Source organism: Shewanella sp. TC10, assembly GCF_009663145.1.
Taxonomy (GTDB): Bacteria; Pseudomonadota; Gammaproteobacteria; order Enterobacterales; family Shewanellaceae; genus Shewanella.
Window position 1 is genome coordinate 30,920 of sequence record NZ_VKHR01000040.1, and the last position, 20,393, is coordinate 51,312.

A 20,393-nucleotide genomic window follows, 5' to 3' on the forward strand; every position below is an offset into this window, starting at 1 on the left:
TCTGAAGAGGTTTAGTATCTGCCACTTTTTTGAATTCGAGGAACCATTGTGGGTTTAGATGATTACGTAAATACATTCGGCGCCGTATGTAAAAAGCAATATGGCGGTAGGATCAGAAAACTCACAATTGATGCGAAATTTACCTGCCCTAATAGGGATGGAACCTTAGGTAAAGGAGGCTGCACATTTTGTAATGTTTCTTCTTTTAGTTATGAACAAGGTACCGAAGCCAGTATTTCTGAACAATTGGTTCAAGGTAAACAGCGTTCTCTGTTAGCTAACGCTCCTGCATCTACCTCTAAATATATAGCTTATTTTCAAGCTTACACCAGTACCTATGATGAATATCAAGTTTTAAAGCAAAAATACGATGAAGCAATAAAAGATGCAGATATCGTTGGGCTACACATTGGTACTCGCCCAGATTGCGTTCCTGATGAAATTTTAGATTTACTTGTGAGTTATCAAGACAAAGGGATCGAAGTGTGGTTAGAGCTGGGCTTGCAAACATCTAATAGCGAGACTTTGAAGCGCATTAACCGCGGACATGATTTTTCTGCTTATGAAGATACGGTAATAAGAGCAAGAAAAAGAGGCATTAAAGTATGCGCTCATTTAATTTTAGGCTTGCCTGGCGAAACCTATGATGACTATTTAAATAGTCTGCAGCAGGTCATCAATACTGGGGTTGATGGATTAAAATTACATCCTTTACATATTGTTGAAGGAAGTGTGATGGCGAAAGCGTGGCGTCATAAAGGTATGCCTTTGCTGTCACAAGATGATTACGCTCATTATGCCAGTGAACTGATTAGAAATACCCCTAAAGAGATAATCTTTCACCGTGTTACTGCTTATGCTAAAAAACCTATGTTATTGGCACCGGATTGGTGTGCGTATCGATGGGATGGATTAGTATCGATTGTCAAAAATTTAGCTGAAAACGGTGGCCAAGGCTATTATGTTACCTCTAGAACAGTTTAAAAAGTAACCGCATTGCATGTTTCTTAGTATTTTATATGGGTGGATTTTAATTTTTTGTTAATTTTTTGTGGTTATTTGCCGTAAATTAGACTTGAAAAGCGCTGAGTTGTTGCATAGGCAATTATTGCGAGTATTATAAATTCCAATTTTACAGTAATGAATTAGAAAGAGGTGCCACAATGGCCACAGTTCAGCTAGAGTCTATCTTGGATCTCAATACTTTAGAGCAATATTGTAGTGCTATTGGTGCAGGTACTTTATTAAAAAGTGTCGTATTATTTGAGCAATTAATGCCAGAATATGTTGGTAGCTTAGTAAAAGCGAACGAAGTGAATGATAAAGACACTTTATGCGCAGAAGCACATAAGTTCAAAGGTGCAGCAGGTTCAGTTGGGTTAAAGCGTATTCAACAATTTGCCCAATTATTACAGCATGGTGAAGAAGCAAGCTGGGAAACTGAGCACAATGCTTGGTTAGCAGAAATTGTTAAGCATGCAAGCACTGACTTACAGCAATTAAAAGAATTTCTTGAAGCAAAAGCATAATCGTTTTTGTTGATATAAAAGTCCCGCAAGGGACTTTTTTTTGGTCTTTTTTTATTAATTTCTTATTTTGAGCCGTTGATCGTGTACTGGCGATTGTTATTTGTGATGAGTTAATTCATTATTTAAATGAATTCTGATTAGGGTAATCGATTAAATGAAAAACCTACCAAGTCTTAAAAACCTTTTTTATTTGGTAAATTTACATCAAGAGCAAAACTTCAATCGTGCTGCTAAGTCGTGTTTTGTGAGTCAGTCGACTTTATCAAGTGGTATACAGAATCTTGAAGAGCAACTAGGTTACCAATTGATTGAGCGAGATCATAAGTCATTCATGTTTACCGCTATCGGTGAAGAAGTTGTAGAAAGAGCAAGAAAGCTGCTTACTGACGTGGATGATCTCGTTGAATTAGTCAAAAACCAAGGTGAGCCAATGACCGGTGAAATTCGTCTTGGCTGTATCCCTACCATTGCCCCATTTTTGCTGAGCAGAGTGGTTAAACAATGCCAACTCGATTACCCGCAACTGAGTTTGCTACTAAAAGAAGATACTACTGAAAGTTTATTGGATTCTCTTGGAAAAGGGGAGTTAGACTTACTGATTTTGGCATTACCGGTTGATACAACTGGCTTCCACAGCATGAAGGTTGGTATTGATCCGTTTAAAATGGTGGTGCATGAAGAGTTATCTGATGGGATCATTAACCCTATTGATTACCAACAAATGCCTGACGAAAGTATCTTCTTACTACAAAGTGAACATTGTATAACTGGACATGCAATAACAGCTTGTCAGTTAGGCAACAGTGCCAAGATTAATCCATTTGCAGCGACTAGCCTACATACACTCGTTCAGATGGTTGACAGTAAACTAGGTACAACTTTCCTTCCTCAAATGGCGATTGATGCAGGTATTTTAAATGATACTGAACTGAATATTATGAACCCGCCTGGTGAGGCACCTTACCGCGATATAGGCTTAGTTTGGCGTCAAACCACCAGTCGGATCAGTACATTCAGAACGTTAGGGTTAATGCTGGAAACGCTTCTTAGCGATAAAAGTGGCGATAAAAATCGTTTTTAAGAGTTCGTTAAATAATAGCGATTACAAGTAAAACCTCAGATAAATGAAATACTGAGTTTTAGCAGGTTATAGGTTACTTTGATTGCAGCTTTGAATGAATAAAGCCTTGAGACATGAGTTGTTTCAAGGCTTTTTTATGGAGCAAGATATTGTCACTATCAAAGTGAGTAAGTGCGAATTTCTATTTTATTAAGGGAATTAAGCGGACTTTTAAAATAAATAGGCTTGTTGAATTAACTGGATTTTGAGTCAGAAACAGAACGCAAATACGGCTAAAGAATGAGTATTTGGCTTAAATAGTATTTACCACACTGAAGATGAAAGTCTTAAAAAGAGAGCAGTGTTAAGCTATTGGCGGTACTTTCTTCGGTGTCACTCCGTAAACTTCAATCTCATGTTGCTTACCTTTGAGCTTCATCGCACCCAAATCTGCTAAATCGAATTGGCTACCCTGTCTCTCAAGGCGGTGTGCAACTTCACCAGATATCAACATGCGCTGACCGAGTGGATTACACTGATCTTGAAGTCTAGCAAGGGTGTTGATGACATCACTGAAAAAGCTAATTTCTTGCTTTTGAACGCCGACGACAGCAGCAACGACTTGACCGCAGTGAGCTGCAGCTTTGAACTTAGGCACAAAGCCATAATGCTCTTCAAAATAAGGTCGGTGCCAATTAAGTTGCTGGCTGAACTCATAATAAATGTTCATGCAGCGATCTTCTTTAATGCCTTCTTCCAATGGCCAATGAATTAATACAGCATCACCCATATAACGATAAATTTCAGCATCGTTATTAGTCACGGTATCAGCCAACATACTAAAGCTATCTTGGATTAGGCGGCTAAATCTATAATCTCCCAATGTTTCGGCATGGGAAGTAGAAGACACCATATCGACAAATAGAAACAGTCGATGCTCATAACGCGGTTGATGGTATTTGCCTAAACCGATATTGAGAAGAACCCTTGGGCCTACTAATAAAGCCATTTGCTCAACAAAAGCAAGACCTACCCTAACAGCAACTAAATAGATAACTAGAGCTTGGAAGGACGGGCTATATAATATGTGCGCTGTAAGCATCTGTCTTAGGGTGACAAGGTGATTTTCAATCGCCCACATGTTCAAAAATTGAGTTACATAGGCAAGTGTCATTGCACCAAGCAATAAAAACAGACCTTTGAAAATGACGGAGAAGATATAGGGGAGTCGACTGATAGCACTAAAATCAGCGATTAGGTTAGACATCCAATGTAAACAACCAAACACAAAGCCCATGAAAATCGCTAGCGTGGCTAGATCTGACTTTCCTATGGCCCATTGAGGGAGTTCTGGAGCTTGTGAATATCGGAAAAATACAAATGCACCCATGGCTGCACACCATGCAATAATCGCAAAAAGTAGTTTTCTCGTCTGTCGACGTGCTTTCACTGGTTTATATCTAATCCGTTGATATTTGAAGACAGGCTAGTTTATAGAAAATTCCCATACTTGTCATAGTGGTATTTTAATTAGTTTTAAATTGCCATCTGGATGTTGTGCTGATGTTACCTTAACTAAATGCATTTGTTAGTATTTGGTGGGTGAAGTTGATCTTTAAATAAAACCCACGAGGATTAGACAGCTTAATTGAGCCATCTTCGGCAATTGATTCTGTTAAGGCTTTGCTATTCGCCGCTTTTGGTCGTAACTGCAGGACTTCTCCATGCCTTGCTGTCACTTTATCGACATGTCCAATCGCGATCAATTCCATTATTTCTTCCCAATCCTGCTGTAAAGCGCGGCTTTCATCCACATTTGGGCGCCATAGAACAGGTGATCCAATTCTTCTTTCTTTTACAGGAATGCTTCTTTCGCCCTCAACAGGTATCCATAACACTTGGCTTAATTTATGACAAACAATGCTTTGCTCCCAAGTCAGACCTTGAATATTTGTAAGTGGGGCAACAGTAACGTAGGTTGTTTCGATTGGACGGCCATTCTTATCTATAGGGATGGTTTTAAGTTCAACGCCTAGGTGTAAGAAATCTTGTTGTGGTTTAGAGCCAGCGGTTGCACCCAGTTCCATTTCTATTAACTGCCCAATCCATCCTTTATCTCTTTTAAGATTTTCCGGAACAGGTATACCATGCTCCATTGCTATATCCCCCAATGTCACACCAGCCATATCATTTGCTCTTTGCATTAACTCTTCAATGGAATTGGGTTGGCTATTCATCATAAAAACATCTTAGAACTATAAATAATGGATAAAGAAGTGTACTTGTTTATTGATTTGTTCGCAGCCTTTGTGCGTGGTTAAAAAATACACATCGAAGTTTGCGTGAGTTATTCACGGGGGACAACTTTATTAATTTTATGATAATTAACAACTTTTTTATTAATTGGTTAATATTTTTTACCGAAGAGCTAAGTTACTCTCCTTTTGCTCTAGTCTTTCACACATAGTTATCCACAGAATTGATGAATAACTTTATTTTGAAGCTGCTTAGCGGATATAAATTTGTTCGTCAATGGCTAAAAATCGCTTTATTTTAATATTTATGAAATATTATTCTTGTTTTTTGTGTATAACTTAAAACTCATATCAAAGCATTATTAGTTAATACTATGTGTGGTTAAAAAGTAACCTCTACGTTGTTGTTAATATAATTTAACGATTCGGTATATTCTTAAGTTTCTGTTTTTTATTGATTTAGTTCTTATGTTGATTGTTTTTTTTATTCTGTTGAAACTCAACGAAACTTGCTCGAAATGAGTTATTTCAGAGTTTCGAACAGAGATATCCACAGATTTTGTGGATAATATGGATAACAGTTACCATCTTCTGTTGATAAAAGTCCTGTACACAGTGATTTATCCAAAGATGATAGCTAAATCCTTGTTTGCCCGTAGGCAAGCTTTGTGAAACAATCTAGTCATTAATTTGTAGTGTAATTGGAGTCCATGTGATTGATAGCGACGGCTTTCGCGCAAATGTGGGCATTATTATCTGTAACAAATATGGTCAAGTAATGTGGGCCAGACGGTTTGGACAACACTCATGGCAATTTCCTCAAGGTGGCGTAGATGATGGTGAAAGTCCTGAACAAGCTATGTATCGAGAATTGTATGAAGAAGTCGGTCTAAAACCTGAAAATGTGCAAATTTTAACGTCAACACGTTCATGGTTAAGATATCGTTTACCAAAAAGACTGATCAGGCAGGAAAGTAAACCTGTGTGTATTGGTCAAAAACAAAAGTGGTATTTACTACAGCTCAAAGATAGCGACGACAGTATTAATTTAAACTCTTGTGGTCATCCTGAGTTTGATGATTGGCGTTGGGTCAGTTATTGGTACCCAGTAAGGCAAGTTGTGTCTTTTAAGCGCGATGTTTATCGAAAAGTCATGAAAGAGTTTGCTTTTACTACTTTGGCATTTCAAGGGCGTGAGCCTAGCCGCAAAAGAGGTCGACACCGTAATTAACTCGCGTTCATAGAGGGCAGGGAAAGTGCTAAACACGCTTAGGGATATCACACAGGCTGTTGCAGGAGCAAGTAGCCTTGATTCAGCATTAAATGTGTTAGTGTCGCAAACAAAATTAGCGATGCAAACTCAATGCTGCTCAATCTATATCCTTGAGCAACAACACCTTGTTCTTTCTGCCTCTGATGGACTCGCAAGTGCTGCTATCAATAATGTAAAAATGCCTTTATCTGAAGGTTTAGTTGGATTAGCCGCTGAGAAAGAAGAGGCGGTTAATCTTGCTGATGCTAAATCCCATCACCGTTTTAAATTTTTCCCAGAAGTTGAAGAAGAAGAGTACCGCGCTTTTCTTGCTGTCCCGATTATTTTTCAAAAACAAGTTGTTGGTGTCATTGTTGTTCAGCAGCCACAGCCAAGACAGTTTAGTGAAAATGAAGAAGCTTTTTTAATGACGCTTGCCGCGCAACTTGCAGTGGTTGTACGTAGTTTAAAAAACAAAGCTGCAATCAGTAATGTTCAACAACAAGTTGTATTTAAAGGGGTCAGTGCATCAAAGGGGATTGCTATTGCTGAAGCGTTTGTTTTAGGCGGTGCTATCTCGTTAGCTCAGCCTGATATTAAATGCGCTGATGTTGATAAAGAAACGCTTAGACTTAAGTCAGCAATGCAACGTTGTAAAGACATTATAAGTACGTTGTCGCAGCGATTTGACCGCGAGAAAGCCGATGACATAGCGTCGATTTTTTCGGCTTTGCAGCTGTTATTAAATGAAGCAAGCCTAGGCGGAGAATACTTACGAGAAGTTGCTTTAGGCTGGCAAGCTGAATCTGCAGTAAGCAGAGTTTCTCTTCGCTATATAGACCAATTTATTGCGATGGAAGATCCTTACCTTAAAGAGCGAGCAAGTGATATTCGTGAGCTTGGCCAAAAAGTATTGCGCCAACTCATTGAGCCTAACAAGTTAGATCTGGCCCCTTCAAAGCCAGTGATATTAGTCGCTAAAGAAGTCGACGCAACATTATTGGCTGAGTTTCCTCGAGGAAAACTTGCAGGGATTGTCACGGAGCTTGGCGGAGTTAATGCCCATGCGGCTATTCTGGCTAGAGCACTAGGCGTTCCAGCTATTGTTGGGGTTGATCAAGTACTGGCGGCTAATATTGATGATAAGAAATTAGTCTTAAACGCTAATAGTGGCCAATTACTCGTATCTCCATCAGATGCAGTACTTCATGAATATCACACTTTAATTTCAGAAAGTCAGGCTCAGCAGCGCCAGTTCTCAGCTGAGTTATCTCTGCCTGCTCAAACAATTGATGGTCACCGAATTCAACTGTACTTAAATGCAGGACTACTGAGCGGCTTAAGTACTGATATGGCTGAAGGAGCGGATGGAATAGGACTATATCGTACTGAAATCCCTTTCATGCTACACCAGCGTTTCCCTAGTGAAATAGAACAAGTGCATGTTTATAAACAGGTGCTTTCTGCTGCTCGCGATAGACCTGTTGTCATGCGCACTTTAGATGTGGGTGGTGATAAACCATTACCGTATTTTCCCATTAACGAAGATAACCCGTTTCTAGGTTGGCGCGGGATCCGTTTATCGTTAGATCACCCTGAGTTGTTTTTGATGCAATTAAGGGCAATGTTAACGGCAAATGCAGATTCGGCACAATTACAGATCCTGTTACCTATGGTCAGTAACCTTGATGAAATCGACAGGACATTACTCTATTTAGAGCAAGCTTATAGTGAATTAACTGAAGAGTTAAATCGAACTATCCCTAAGCCTCAAATAGGTGTGATGCTTGAAGTGCCTTCATTACTATTTCAATTGGAAGATGTCGCTAAACGTGTCGATTTCGTGTCAGTTGGTAGTAATGATTTAACTCAATATTTACTGGCTGTTGATAGAAATAACCCTAGTGTGAGTCCTTTGTTTGATAGTTTTCACCCAGGGGTGCTAAGAGCGTTAAAATGGACCATTACTGATTGTAATCGATACCAATTAGATGCGAGTATTTGCGGTGAGTTAGCTGGAGAGCCAATGGGGGCATTGCTTCTTGTTGCCATGGGCTATCAAAAGCTGAGTATGAACCAAGGCAGTATTGCACGTATCAACTATTTACTCAGGCGCATTGATAAACAGTCTCTAGAGCAACTGTTAGAACAAGCACTCTTGTTGTCAAATGGCGAGCAAGTTCGCCAACTTCTGAATGAATACCTTAATGAACAAGAATTGATATCAATTTTACATTAGGTTCTTTATATTTTTACACGGATAAGGCTTTACTGTGGACAATATTTTACTGGTTTTTTCTATTTGCTTAGTGCTCGGTGCTTTTGTTGGTTTTATGGCGGGTTTATTGGGTATTGGCGGTGGGTTAATTATTGTGCCCGCACTAATCTATCTTTTACCATCAGTTGGGGTCGAATCAACCCAACTCACTCACGTTGCTATTGCAACATCACTAGCTTCAATTATCCTCACTTCACTTTCTTCGGCTTCTGCACATCATAAAAGAGGCAATGTACCTTGGGCATTATTTAAACCCATGTTGCCTGGAATTCTCATTGGCGCGCTAGCATCTGGGTTTATTTCAGAGAAAATATCATCAGATCATTTGCAGCAAGCATTTGCGATATTTGTTGTGCTAATGGCAATACAAATGGCTTTCCCTTTTAAGCCGAAAGCAAATGAGAAAATTCCCGGTTTTGTAGTTTTACTGGGCGTATCGACATTAATTGCGATTATCGCAGGGCTGATGGGGATCGGTGGTGGGGTCTTGCTGGTGCCGTTTTTAACTTACTGTGGTTTACAGATGAAACAAGCTGTTGGTTTCGCCTCTGTGACAGGTTGTTTGATTGCAACTTCAGGCACCCTTGGCTATATCATAGCAGGTTTAAATGCGCCCGATTTACCCGATGGCACGATTGGTTTTATCTACTTGCCAGCACTTGCAGGCATCATTATTAGCTCCATGCTAATGGCTCCATTGGGCGTAAAAGCCGCAAGCACTTGGCCAACTCCAGTCTTAAAGCGTGCATTTGCTGGTCTACTGATGATTGTCGGCTTAAAAATGGCTTTATCTGCATAGTTTTTTGGTATCATAACTTTTTGCTACATCAAGCTTGTCAGCTCAATCTTCATTGAGTTTTGCATGACAGCTTTTAAACAGTGTTGCTAAATTAAACCTTATAATAATAGGAATGAAAAATGCGTCAGTATTTAGATCTTTGTCAGAACATCGTCGATAACGGTCATTGGATTGAAAATGAACGAACTGGAAAGCGTTGTTTAACCGTGATTAATGCTGATTTGCAATATGATGTGAAAAATAACCAGTTTCCTATTATTACAACACGTAAAAGCTATTGGAAGTCAGCGATTGCGGAGCTAATTGGCTATATCAGAGGCTATGATAACGCGGCAGACTTTCGTGCTTTAGGTACTAAAACTTGGGACATGAATTCGAATGATAACCAAAGTTGGTTAGCAAACCCTCACCGCAAAGGTGAAGATGACATGGGGCGTGTTTACGGCGTTCAAGGACGTCGTTGGCAGAAAACCTCTGGTGGTACAGTCGATCAGCTGGCTAAAATTGTTGATAACTTGTCTAAAGGTGTCGATGACCGTGGCGAAATTATCACTTTCTACAACCCAGGTGAATTTGATATGGGCTGTTTGCGTCCTTGTATGCACACTCATACGTTTTCGCTATTGGGTGATACGCTTTATTTAACTAGTTATCAACGTTCATGCGATGTGCCACTAGGGCTTAATTTCAATCAAATTCAGGTATATACATTCCTTGCTTTGATGGCGCAGATCACAAGTAATAAACCTGGTATGGCTTATCATAAAATTATTAATGCTCATATCTATGAAGACCAACTTGATTTAATGAAAAATGAACAACTGACTCGTGAGCCATTTCCATCGCCGCAGCTGATCATAAATCCAGATATTAAGAGTCTTAAAGATTTGGAAACTTGGGTCACCATGGATGATTTTGAAGTGGTAGGTTATCAGCACCATGATGCTATCAAGTATCCTTTTTCGGTTTAGATAACTCTGCTTAAATAACAGGCTAGAAAAGAAATGATCTCGTTAAGTCACTTCTAGGGGACTTGACGAGATTCGATGAGTTTTATAGAAAACTCCTAAACATTCACTTTAAAAAATAGACTTTAAAACATAGATTTCACTGTTCGATTCTTATAGTTTTGTTAAATAGTAAATCACCCATAGCATGTTCAATTCATTATTGTACTCAAACACATCAGTGCTTCCTAGAAACTACGTAAATATTGTCTAGAATTAAGTGCAAATATATAAAATTACATTCTGACAGCAAATGTATCGACTGAGTTTTGTGATTAAGCTAAAAAAGCTTGTTGATTCATTAAACTGTGTTTCTTATTGATGAAATTTTCTTAATTATTTGTTCAGTGACTTTAATATTTATGCACTTTATATTTGGTAGGCTAAATTAAAGCTCATAACTTAGATTGGTTTTTAATTAGGTTATTGTTCTTTTACTAAAAGTAAATCAGAGATTTGTCAATTTATCGTCAATTAATTTAGTTAGATGTATTTTATTTTATCATTCGCCCACTTTTTGCTCAGCTAAATATATATGCGTTTAATCGAGTTTTGTGTGCAAGCTTTAGCTTTAATGTTGATCTAGGTCTCAATTGTTGCCTCTTGTGTGATAGGTCTCTCTCTGTGTGGTTTAATACCTCGGAAAAACCGAGTGTTTAGAGCGAAACTAACGATTATGATTGTTTGAGATTTTTAGATAGAATCAATTTAATTGTTTTTTATGGAGTAAAGTATGGAACGTGCAATTAAGAATTTCTTAAGTCAAGAATCTGCAGGAGGTATCATTTTGATGGTCTCTGTAGTGCTGGCTATGTTAATGGCAAATTCGCCATTAGCTGGTTTATACAGTGGTTTTCTTGATACAGAAGTCCAAGTACGTATAGGTTCATTAGATATCGATAAGCCTTTGTTGCTTTGGATTAATGATGGATTAATGGCGCTTTTCTTCTTGCTAATTGGTTTAGAAGTAAAACGTGAATTGTTAGAAGGTGCATTATCTAGTGTTGCTAAAGCTTCACTGCCAACGTTTGCCGCAGTTGGTGGCATGGTATTCCCTGCATTATTCTATCTAGCATTCAACTATTCAGATCCTGTTACACAGGTTGGTTGGGCAATTCCGGCTGCGACTGATATTGCATTTGCATTAGGTATTATGGCTCTACTTGGTAGCCGTGTGCCTGTAGCACTAAAAGTGTTCTTATTAGCTCTGGCTATTATGGATGACTTAGGTGTTATTGTTATTATCGCCTTGTTCTACAGTGCTGATTTATCAATGACAAGCCTAATTGTTGCAGCAATTTCAATTACACTGATGGTTGCACTTAACCGCAAAGGAGTTAGTTCACTCATTCCTTATGGCTTATTAGGTGTGATTCTTTGGGTTGCGGTACTGAAATCTGGTGTTCATGCAACACTTGCTGGTGTGATTATCGCATTCTGTATTCCGTTACGAGCGAAAGACGGCTCATCGCCATCTGAGCACTTGGAGCACTCTCTGCACCCATGGAGTACATTCTTCATTCTACCTGTGTTTGCATTTGCTAATGCTGGTTTATCGTTATCAGGAATGAGCTTAAGTTCACTTGCTGAGCCTGTAACTATCGGTATTATCTTAGGCTTGTTACTTGGTAAGCCAGTGGGTGTAATGTTGTTTAGCTATGTTGCAGTTAAGTTGAAGTTAGCAGAATTACCACCAGGTATTAGCTGGAGCCAGATTATTCCAGTATCGATCATGTGTGGTATTGGTTTCACTATGTCTGTGTTTATCTCTTCACTTGCATTTGAAACTGCCCCAGAGCAATTAGGTGACTATGCTCGCTTAGGTATCTTGATGGGCTCTATGTTAGCCGCAGTTATCGGTTACGTATGGCTAGATAAAGTACTTCCTAAAGCTGAAGCTGAAGCTAAGTAGTACTGGAGTAAAAATGAAAACAAAACTGCTGATGTTAGCCTTGGCAATGGGTGTAACGACTGTGCCAGTACAAGCGACAACATTCGATCAATGTCTTAAAGATGTTGAATCTAAAGAATGTACCAGTTACTTAGATGGTATTGTAGATGGGGCTTTGATGTATCACTCTGATGCATCGGGCAACCGTTTAGAAGAGGCTGATGGATACGAGTCTCGTGCTCTTATGTATCGTGCAGGTAAGCGATATCAAGAGGCTAACCGCAGTTTTTGTGCTGACAGAGTTCCACATAAAGATGAAATCGTTTTAGCTATTCAAGAACAAGCATCAGCAAAAAACGTGACTAATCTAGATGAACTATCGATATTAATTGATAGCTTGTTGGACTGTCAGCGATTAAAATAAGCCAACTTTCTTAGCTGGTTTATATGAATGCAACATTTAAATTATAACCATCTATATTATTTTTGGATGGTTAGAAAAAAAGGTTCGGTGGCTAAGGCCGCCGAAGCTTTATGCCTCGCACCACAAACTATTACAGGTCAAATCCGCGCTTTAGAAGAACGTCTCCATGGCAGTCTTTTTAAACGTGTAGGACGCTCGTTAGAACCCACCGAACTTGGCGAATTAGTCTTTCGCTATGCAGATAAAATGTTTAGTCTCAGCTATGAAATGTTGGACTTATTGGCATACCAAAAAGATGAATCCATTCTCTTTGAAGTCGGTTTCGCGGCAGCTTTATCTAAAGCATTAGCGAGTCGGGTATTATTAACTGTGATCCCTAATGACGGTTCGATGCACCTAAGTTGTTATGAATCTACCCATGAAAACCTAATCCAACGTTTGCGTGAACATAAACTAGATATGATCTTGTCTGATTCAGCAGGTGAGTCTCTCAAATACCCTGAGATTTTGTCTAAAAAGCTAGGTGAGTGTGGCATTAGTTTTTTTGCAGCCTCTAAGCCTTCATTAGACTTTCCTGCTTGTTTAGAGCAAGACAAGTTATTGATCCCAGGTAAGGGAACATCACTTGGGCAGCAACTGCATCGATGGTTTGCTGAAAAGAATCTCGAGGTCAGTATTTTAGGTGAATTTGATGATGCTGCGATGATGAAGGCTTTCGGTCTATTCAAGCGCGGTATATTTGTTGCTCCTTCAATTTATCGTCATGATATACTTTCTCAAGGTATGGTTTTAATTGGTGAAACTGACGATATCAAAGAAGAGTATCATGTCATGTTTGCTGAAAGGATGATCCAACATCCCGCAGTTCAGCGATTACTTGAAACTGATTTTACAGATTTGTTTGCCGGTGTGGATCCAGAGATACAAGATGTAGAACATCGTAGTTCACATCAAAGATAAAATATCCTTAGAAGATGTTAGGAGAAGAACGTTGGAATTAATGAATATTGCTAGAGTTCGCTGGGCTTGTCGTAGAGGAATGTTAGAGTTAGATGTTCTTTTTCAGCCTTTTGTAGATAAACATTACGAATCTCTTTCTGATGTCGACAAGCAGACCTTTATTGATTTATTAGCCTGCGAAGATCCAGAACTTTTTGCATGGTTTATGGGCCATGAAGTATGTCCGAATAATGCAATGCGTGAAATGGTCAATACGGTTCGTGGTCGTCCGCAGCCTTAACTTCATTCGGTTTTTTACATACCTTTCTAGCTTGAGCTTAATCAAGCGGGAAGTGGCGCTTAATTTATGCAAGTAACATTACGCGCCTCTTTCAATCAATTCCTATCTCACATCGTCCTGATATGTGTGTGCTTAACCAGCTTTTTACTTTGGCCAGATAATCAATCTATTATTTTTAAGCTAGTTTACTGGCTGGTTTTAGTCATTGCGGTGCTCTTTTTTAGCAGACATTTATTGCAGCTTAAATTGTGGCAATACGATTTCAATTTTTATGATGCTGGCAATGGTAAGTTGAACAATCAAACGTTCATACTTTGGCGTCAGCCTATAGTGACAGTATTTGCTTGTATTATGTTTATCGAGTTTGAATCTGCAGCAGTAAATAACAAAAGGCAATTACTTATTGTGTGGAGTGACATGTTGAGCGATGAACATTACAGGCAGCTTTGCCGTTTATTAGTGAAGTTTAAAGCAGAGTGAGAATTGAAAGTGAAGCGCCAGAGCTTTGGTAAATCAGATGAGTTTTAAAATAACTGATACTGTTAAATAAGTCATATTTATCAGTATCAGTATCAGTATTTGTCTCAGACACTTTATCGTTCAGGTTGTAAAATCGTTGGCTGAGGATTATCTAAAAGCTCTGGATAATCAGCATTGTAGTGCAGCCCTCGACTTTCTTTTCGCTCCATAGCGCAGCGAATGATAAGCTCAGCAACTTGAACCAGGTTTCTTAATTCTAATAAGTTGTTACTGACTCGGAAATTACTGTAATACTCTTGAATTTCCTGTTGCAACATAGCGCAGCGTCTCAGTGCACGTTCTAAACGTTTATCGGTTCTCACAATGCCGACGTAATCCCACATAAAGAGACGTAACTCATGCCAGTTATGCGCAATGACGACTTCTTCATCAGAATTACTGACTTTACTTTCATCCCAGTGAGGAACAGGCCCTGGCGCAGGTATTTTAGTGAGTAAACTTTCGATATCGTGAGCTGCAGCACGTGCAAACACGAGGCATTCTAATAATGAGTTACTGGCAAGACGGTTAGCACCATGTAGACCGGTATAGGCCACTTCACCGATGGCATATAAACCATTAATATCTGTTTGCCCATGTAGGTCAGTCATCACTCCACCACAAGTATAGTGCGCGGCGGGAACCACAGGGATTGGATCCGTAGTGATATCAATACCAAACTCTAAACAGCGTTTATGAATAGTTGGGAAGTGTTTAATGACAAAGTCTGCGGGTTTATGACTGATATCAAGGTACAAGCAATCTGCACCCAAACGCTTCATTTCATAATCGATTGCACGAGCCACGATGTCCCGCGGTGCAAGTTCCGCTCGTTCATCAAATTCTGGCATAAACCGTGTGCCATCAGGGCGCTTAAGGTAAGCGCCTTCACCACGTAATGCTTCTGTTAACAGGTAATTGCGTGCATCGGCATGGTATAAACATGTTGGATGGAACTGATTAAATTCCATGTTCGCTACGCGGCAACCTGCACGCCATGCCATGGCAATACCATCACCGCTTGCGATATCAGGGTTAGATGTGTATTGATAAACTTTAGAGCTACCGCCTGTTGCAATCGCAACAAATTTGGCTGTGACTGTTTCTACGTGCTCAGCATCGCGATTCCAAACATAAGCGCCTACGACTCGGTTACCGGGTCTGTTAAGTTTTCGAGTCGTGATCAAATCAATGGCGTTATAACGCTCTAATACTTGAATATTAGGATGAGCTTGGGCTTGATCTTGCAAGGTCGTTTGCACAGCTTTTCCTGTAGCATCAGCTGAATGCAAAATACGACGGTGGCTGTGGCCGCCTTCACGAGTTAGGTGATAAGGGGCGCTACTTTGGTCACCATCTGCAGTTTCTTCTTTATCAAAGGCAACACCGCATTGAATTAACCATTGCATTGAAGCTTTGGCATTTTCAGCTGTATAAGTCACCACTTCTTTGTCACAAAGCCCCGCACCTGCAATTAATGTATCGCTTACATGGGACTCAATTGTATCTGATTCATCAAAAACGGAGGCTATTCCACCTTGGGCATAATAGGTAGAGCCTTCAGCTAATGGGCCTTTCGAAAGAAGAATAACTTTAGACTTTTCAGCTAGATGGAGTGCTAGGGTTAACCCTGCAGCACCACTACCAATAACCAAAATATCAGATTGGTGTTCAACTGCTTGTTTCATAAGGTATCATGGGTGACTTAATATGGTTCTATAATGGTAAAACAAAACCGCTTTATTGGGTACTGAGACATTACTATTAAGCGATATTTAGCCATTAATTATAAAAAATTAAATTTTTTTCATTCAATATCGAACTTTTTCAAAGCATGCGAGTCTACTTTATTGTGAATATGATTCGAGCGACTGAGAAATCAGTATTATAGATTTAGGAGTAGTCGGCTCGGATGAGTGGACAAATAAGTGATCAACAGTTAGTTGAGCGTGTACAGCGTGGCGACAAAAACGCATTTAATCTGTTAGTTCAGAAGTACCAAAATAAAGTAATGAGCTTGATATCACGTTACATTCGAAATCAAGCTGACATCGCTGATGTGGCACAAGAAGCCTTTATTAAAGCTTACCGTGCATTACCAAATTTTCGGGGTGAAAGCGCTTTTTACACATGGTTGTATCGCATTGCAGTAAACACTGCAAAAAACCATTTGGTTTCTCAAGGCAGAAAAACACCGGCAAACAGTGTTGATGCTGAAGAAGCTGAATATTACGAAGGCAGTGATGCGTTGAAAGAATTTGCATCTCCAGAACGATTAGTTTTGTCAGATGAAATTAATAAGGTGATTTTTGAAACCTTAGAAACGTTGCCAGAAGAATTAAAGATTGCAATATCTCTACGTGAACTTGATGGTATGAGTTACGAAGATATTGCCAATATCATGGATTGTCCTGTTGGTACGGTGAGATCAAGAATCTTCCGCGCTAGGGAATCAATCGATAAGAAACTCCAGCCTTTGCTGGAACAGTAACAGTCTTTATTGACACAGGTGAAAAATGCTTAAATCAGGTCAAGAATGGGTTTCATCAGCAGTTGATGGCGAAGTTGATGCTAAAACTTTAGCGGAACTCGCAGCAGACGAAAACTCACACAAGCAATGGCAAAACTATCATATGATTGGTGATGCAATGCGCGGTGAGTTACCGCAGACAATTGATTTAGATCTTACTGCAAACATTGCAGCTGCTATTGAGTTAGAGCCTGCGATAATGGCACCTCAAACAGAAACTGTATCTACTCATGATAAAGTAGAGAACACTGTTGCCCCTGAAGTTAAGAAAGATAATGTGGTACCTTTCTTCAAACAATTCGGCCAATATGCAATTGCTGCAACCGTTGCGATGGTAGCTATTGTCGGTGTACAAAATTATGGCCAAGAGCAAAATGCTGATTCGCCATTACCAGTGTTAAATACACGTCCTTTAGTTGGTACAGCATCTCCAGTAAGCCTACAAACTGGCGCAGTGCAAAATCAATCAAGTGTGAGTAATGACAATGTTGTTCAACAACGTCGTAGAATTAATTCATACATTCAAGACCATATGCTACAACAAAGGTTGAATTCTGGTGTAGTTGTACAGCACAATGACGGTATTGATAAAAACGTTAATAATTAATTCGGAGTTAGCTTGCGTCTAATCCTGTTAGCCCTTGTTGTATTGGCATTCCCTACGTATGCCAATAGTAATGCTGAAAGCATTGCCGAAGAAGAAATGTCTGCAAAAGCTTGGCTTGAAAGTATGAGCCAAGCGCTACAAACCAAACAGTACAAATCCTCTATTATCCAACTTCAAGCGGATCATATCCGTCCACTTGTTTACCTTCACGGTACAGTAAACAATAAAGAAGTCGCTTTTTTAGAATACTTGAATGGTCCTCCTAAAAATGCAGTAAGAGTTGCGGATACAGTGACTTTTATTGAACATGACCAACCTGCTTACAGTATTAATGCCCCTCGTATTCAGGGAATATGGCCGACGATATTCGCAACGGATGTAAGCTCGTTAGAAAAGGGCTACCAATTTGTTTTAGGTGGACGCAGTCGAATTGCGGGGCGACCTGGACAGATGATCCGTATCATTCCAGTGGATGACAATCGTTTTATGTCACAAGTATGGATTGATATGGACACGCGTTTACCGCTTCGATATGACATGGTTAATCAAGATAAACAGTTGATTGAACAAATGATGGTGATTGAGTTACTTGAACTTAATGAACCTGCCCAAATTCTCGTTGAAGCTGAAAAACAGGGATTGCCTCCTGTAATGAACCCTGCTGAGCGGATTAAAGGTCAAAATTGGGAATTCAGTTGGCTGCCTGCTGGATTTCATATGCTAGTGAAAGATCATCACCGTTTAATCGGTAGTGATGAATCTGTTGAGTATATTGCTTTAAGTGATGGCCTAGTCAATATTTCCGTTTATGTTGCTCGTATGGGGGATAGCCCAATGCCGGACGAACTCATTACTCGAAATGGCTTATCTATGGTTGTGGAGCAAGTTGGTAACGTTGAAGTTGTCGCTGTGGGTAAAGTACCTGCTGACACACTAAACCGAATCGCCAAAAGTCTTATCTTAAAATAAGCTAATATGTCAGAATCTCCTGCTAAACAGCCACCTTCGAATCAACCTCAACCAGCATTGAACAAATCAATACTGGAAGAAGTTGCGACTGTGACAGCTTATGATCCAGATGGTTGGGTTACTGTCGAGATAGAACTTAAAAGTGCCTGCAATCATTGCTCAAGTAGTGAAAACTGTGGGACATCAACGGTTGCTAAAGCCTTCTCAATTAAACGTCAGCGTTTTTCATTAAAGAGTGATAAGCCTTGCGAAAAAGGCGATTTGCTAAAATTAGCGTTACCAGAAAGCGTGATCGTTAAAGCAGCAATGCTTGTTTATATTGTGCCTTTAGTCGGACTATTTATTGGCGCGGGAGTTGGTCTTTGGTTAGGTGATTTGTTAGGGGTTAATTCAGATTACAGTTCAATAATTTTTGCAGCCCTTGGTGGTGTTGGTGCTTGGCTAGCTGGAAAACACCAAGCCAGTGAATTAGAAAAGTCTTCCACTCCGGTTATTACGGCTTATTTAGGCCAAGCTGTCAGTTTACATCGCGGCTAAAACATCAAAATCTTCCATAAAAACTAAGCCTTTTTAGATTGATTTCCATTGACCTATTGATTCTGATTGGTATTAACCCCTTATTCAGGTACAATTTGGCACCATTATTTTCATCATTTTAGTAGTAGTCATTTCATCCAAATGAAACACATTAGAAACTTCTCAGTTATTGCTCATATCGATCACGGCAAATCAACTTTGTCAGATCGCCTTATCCAATTTTGTGGTGGTTTATCAGACCGTGAAATGGCCGCTCAAGTGCTTGATTCTATGGATATCGAGCGTGAGCGTGGTATTACCATTAAAGCACAGAGTGTTACACTCGATTATAAAGCTGAAGATGGCGAAACTTATCAATTAAACTTCATTGACACGCCTGGTCACGTCGATTTCTCTTATGAGGTCTCTCGTTCTCTTGCTGCTTGTGAAGGTGCATTGCTTGTTGTTGACGCTGGTCAAGGTGTTGAGGCACAAACACTTGCTAACTGTTATACAGCGTTAGAAATGGATCTTGATGTGGTACCAATCTTAAATAAGATTGACTTACCGCAAGCAGATCCTGATCGCGTTGCAGCAGAAATCGAAGACATTGTTGGTATTGATGCCATGGATGCGGTTCGTTGTTCTGCAAAAACAGGTATCGGTATCAAAGATGTGTTAGAAACGATTGTTTCAGACATTCCACCGCCGGAAGGCGATGCAGACGCACCACTTCAAGCCTTGATCATTGATTCTTGGTTTGACAGCTATTTAGGCGTGGTTTCATTAGTACGTATTAAGCATGGCGTACTGAAGAAAGGCGACAAATTTAAAGTAATGTCTACAGGTCAGAACTATAACGCTGATCGAGTAGGTATTTTTACGCCAAAACAAACAGACACTCCAGACTTAAAAGCGGGTGAAGTTGGTTTTGTTATCTCTGGTATTAAAGAGATCCATGGCGCACCTGTTGGTGATACGCTCACACACGCAAAAAATGGTGCAGAAGAGCCGTTACCTGGTTTTAAAAAGGTGACGCCGCAGGTTTATGCGGGTGTATTCCCAATTTCTACCGATGAATTTGAAAACTTCCGTGAAGCCTTGAATAAACTGAGTTTGAATGATGCTTCATTATTCTTCGAGCCAGAATCATCGTCTGCGCTAGGTTTTGSTCAGCCGATGACTACAATATATACCCATGTTACCTCAAGATGCTTTGTCAGGCACAAGCTCGGATAACAATGCAAGGCGTAAGCTGAGGTAATTGTTATTCACTTTTCAAAGTTTACAACGTAGCAGTGGTTTTCGAGCTTGCGCCCCGTTGGGCAAATCAAATAGCGCCAATCTGCGTTGTTATAAAATATCGATGTAGAATAACTATACTTCAATTTTATGCCTAGCATCTTAGCACTATTTGCCTTGCTGACTTTGTATATTTAAGTATCATGGGTATACATAAGCYTAWRAAAGTACCAGATGCAGAATAGTTACATATTTTTCATAAGCTTATGTATACC

At 39.6% G+C, this 20,393-nt stretch carries 19 protein-coding genes and 1 pseudogene; 17 read left to right on the top strand and 3 right to left on the bottom strand.

Annotated features, from left to right (window positions below; translation table 11 throughout):
- Window positions 1–48 precede the first annotated feature (48 nt).
- The 3 genes from FNZ24_RS14100 to oxyR all read left to right on the top strand — a co-directional run bounded on the left by FNZ24_RS14100 (window position 49) and on the right by oxyR (window position 2,610).
- Window positions 49–984: a TIGR01212 family radical SAM protein gene (locus FNZ24_RS14100; RefSeq protein WP_153915332.1), complete on the top strand. Its 936-nt coding sequence runs from the start codon at window positions 49–51 to the stop codon at window positions 982–984.
- A gap of 179 nt (window positions 985–1,163) precedes the next feature.
- Window positions 1,164–1,529 (top strand): Hpt domain-containing protein, encoded by a 366-nt coding sequence (locus tag FNZ24_RS14105; protein WP_153915334.1) that lies wholly within the window; start codon window positions 1,164–1,166, stop codon window positions 1,527–1,529.
- Between the two features lie 154 nt (window positions 1,530–1,683).
- Entirely contained in the window at window positions 1,684–2,610 is a 927-nt protein-coding gene (gene oxyR / locus FNZ24_RS14110) for a hydrogen peroxide-inducible genes transcriptional activator OxyR (protein WP_153915337.1), read from the top strand.
- A gap of 343 nt (window positions 2,611–2,953) precedes the next feature.
- On the opposite strand, the gene FNZ24_RS14115 is transcribed toward oxyR, so the two are convergent.
- Both FNZ24_RS14115 and mutH read right to left on the bottom strand, forming a co-directional pair.
- Window positions 2,954–4,039 (bottom strand): adenylate/guanylate cyclase domain-containing protein, encoded by a 1,086-nt coding sequence (locus FNZ24_RS14115; RefSeq protein WP_153915339.1) that lies wholly within the window; start codon window positions 4,037–4,039, stop codon window positions 2,954–2,956.
- Between the two features lie 121 nt (window positions 4,040–4,160).
- The gene (gene mutH, locus FNZ24_RS14120) at window positions 4,161–4,826 is read right to left on the bottom strand and encodes a DNA mismatch repair endonuclease MutH (RefSeq protein ID WP_416384841.1); all 666 of its coding nucleotides are present in this window, start codon (window positions 4,824–4,826) and stop codon (window positions 4,161–4,163) included.
- Window positions 4,827–5,556: 730 nt separating this feature from the next.
- On the opposite strand from mutH, the gene rppH reads away from it, so the two are divergent.
- The 9 genes from rppH (at window position 5,557) to FNZ24_RS14165 (ending at window position 14,215) form a co-directional block, all read left to right on the top strand.
- A complete protein-coding gene (rppH, locus tag FNZ24_RS14125; protein WP_153915343.1) occupies window positions 5,557–6,075 on the top strand; it encodes an RNA pyrophosphohydrolase in 519 nt (172 codons plus the stop codon).
- 25 nt (window positions 6,076–6,100) lie between these two features.
- Complete coding sequence (ptsP, locus tag FNZ24_RS14130; protein ID WP_153915345.1) at window positions 6,101–8,335, top strand: phosphoenolpyruvate--protein phosphotransferase; 2,235 nt, start codon at window positions 6,101–6,103, stop codon at window positions 8,333–8,335.
- A 34-nt stretch (window positions 8,336–8,369) separates the two neighbouring features.
- A complete protein-coding gene (locus FNZ24_RS14135; RefSeq protein ID WP_153915347.1) occupies window positions 8,370–9,173 on the top strand; it encodes a sulfite exporter TauE/SafE family protein in 804 nt (267 codons plus the stop codon).
- 119 nt (window positions 9,174–9,292) lie between these two features.
- The gene (locus tag FNZ24_RS14140) at window positions 9,293–10,144 is read left to right on the top strand and encodes a thymidylate synthase (protein ID WP_153915349.1); all 852 of its coding nucleotides are present in this window, start codon (window positions 9,293–9,295) and stop codon (window positions 10,142–10,144) included.
- A 769-nt stretch (window positions 10,145–10,913) separates the two neighbouring features.
- On the top strand, window positions 10,914–12,092 hold the full coding sequence (nhaA, locus tag FNZ24_RS14145) for a Na+/H+ antiporter NhaA (protein ID WP_153915351.1): 1,179 nt from the start codon (window positions 10,914–10,916) through the stop codon (window positions 12,090–12,092).
- 13 nt (window positions 12,093–12,105) lie between these two features.
- Window positions 12,106–12,495, top strand: coding sequence for a hypothetical protein (locus FNZ24_RS14150; protein ID WP_153915353.1), 390 nt, complete (start codon window positions 12,106–12,108; stop codon window positions 12,493–12,495).
- A 27-nt stretch (window positions 12,496–12,522) separates the two neighbouring features.
- Window positions 12,523–13,455 (top strand): transcriptional activator NhaR, encoded by a 933-nt coding sequence (gene nhaR, locus FNZ24_RS14155; protein ID WP_153915355.1) that lies wholly within the window; start codon window positions 12,523–12,525, stop codon window positions 13,453–13,455.
- Between the two features lie 31 nt (window positions 13,456–13,486).
- Complete coding sequence (locus FNZ24_RS14160) at window positions 13,487–13,735, top strand: succinate dehydrogenase assembly factor 2 (protein ID WP_153915357.1); 249 nt, start codon at window positions 13,487–13,489, stop codon at window positions 13,733–13,735.
- Between the two features lie 66 nt (window positions 13,736–13,801).
- On the top strand, window positions 13,802–14,215 hold the full coding sequence (locus tag FNZ24_RS14165; RefSeq protein ID WP_153915359.1) for a protein YgfX: 414 nt from the start codon (window positions 13,802–13,804) through the stop codon (window positions 14,213–14,215).
- 113 nt (window positions 14,216–14,328) lie between these two features.
- On the opposite strand, the gene nadB is transcribed toward FNZ24_RS14165, so the two are convergent.
- A complete protein-coding gene (nadB, locus tag FNZ24_RS14170) occupies window positions 14,329–15,942 on the bottom strand; it encodes an L-aspartate oxidase (RefSeq protein WP_153915361.1) in 1,614 nt (537 codons plus the stop codon).
- Window positions 15,943–16,166: 224 nt separating this feature from the next.
- Here nadB and rpoE point away from each other — a divergent pair, with 224 nt between their 5' ends.
- From rpoE to lepA, 5 genes and pseudogenes are all read left to right on the top strand, one after another.
- The gene (gene rpoE, locus FNZ24_RS14175; RefSeq protein WP_153915363.1) at window positions 16,167–16,745 is read left to right on the top strand and encodes an RNA polymerase sigma factor RpoE; all 579 of its coding nucleotides are present in this window, start codon (window positions 16,167–16,169) and stop codon (window positions 16,743–16,745) included.
- Between the two features lie 25 nt (window positions 16,746–16,770).
- A complete protein-coding gene (locus tag FNZ24_RS14180; protein ID WP_153915365.1) occupies window positions 16,771–17,391 on the top strand; it encodes a sigma-E factor negative regulatory protein in 621 nt (206 codons plus the stop codon).
- Window positions 17,392–17,403: 12 nt separating this feature from the next.
- On the top strand, window positions 17,404–18,360 hold the full coding sequence (locus tag FNZ24_RS14185) for a MucB/RseB C-terminal domain-containing protein (RefSeq protein WP_153915367.1): 957 nt from the start codon (window positions 17,404–17,406) through the stop codon (window positions 18,358–18,360).
- Window positions 18,361–18,429: 69 nt separating this feature from the next.
- Window positions 18,430–18,897 (top strand): SoxR reducing system RseC family protein, encoded by a 468-nt coding sequence (locus FNZ24_RS14190; RefSeq protein WP_153915379.1) that lies wholly within the window; start codon window positions 18,430–18,432, stop codon window positions 18,895–18,897.
- 141 nt (window positions 18,898–19,038) lie between these two features.
- Window positions 19,039–20,046: pseudogene (gene lepA, locus FNZ24_RS14195) on the top strand (translation elongation factor 4); the annotation flags it as partial.
- Between the last annotated feature and the right edge of the window lie 347 nt (window positions 20,047–20,393).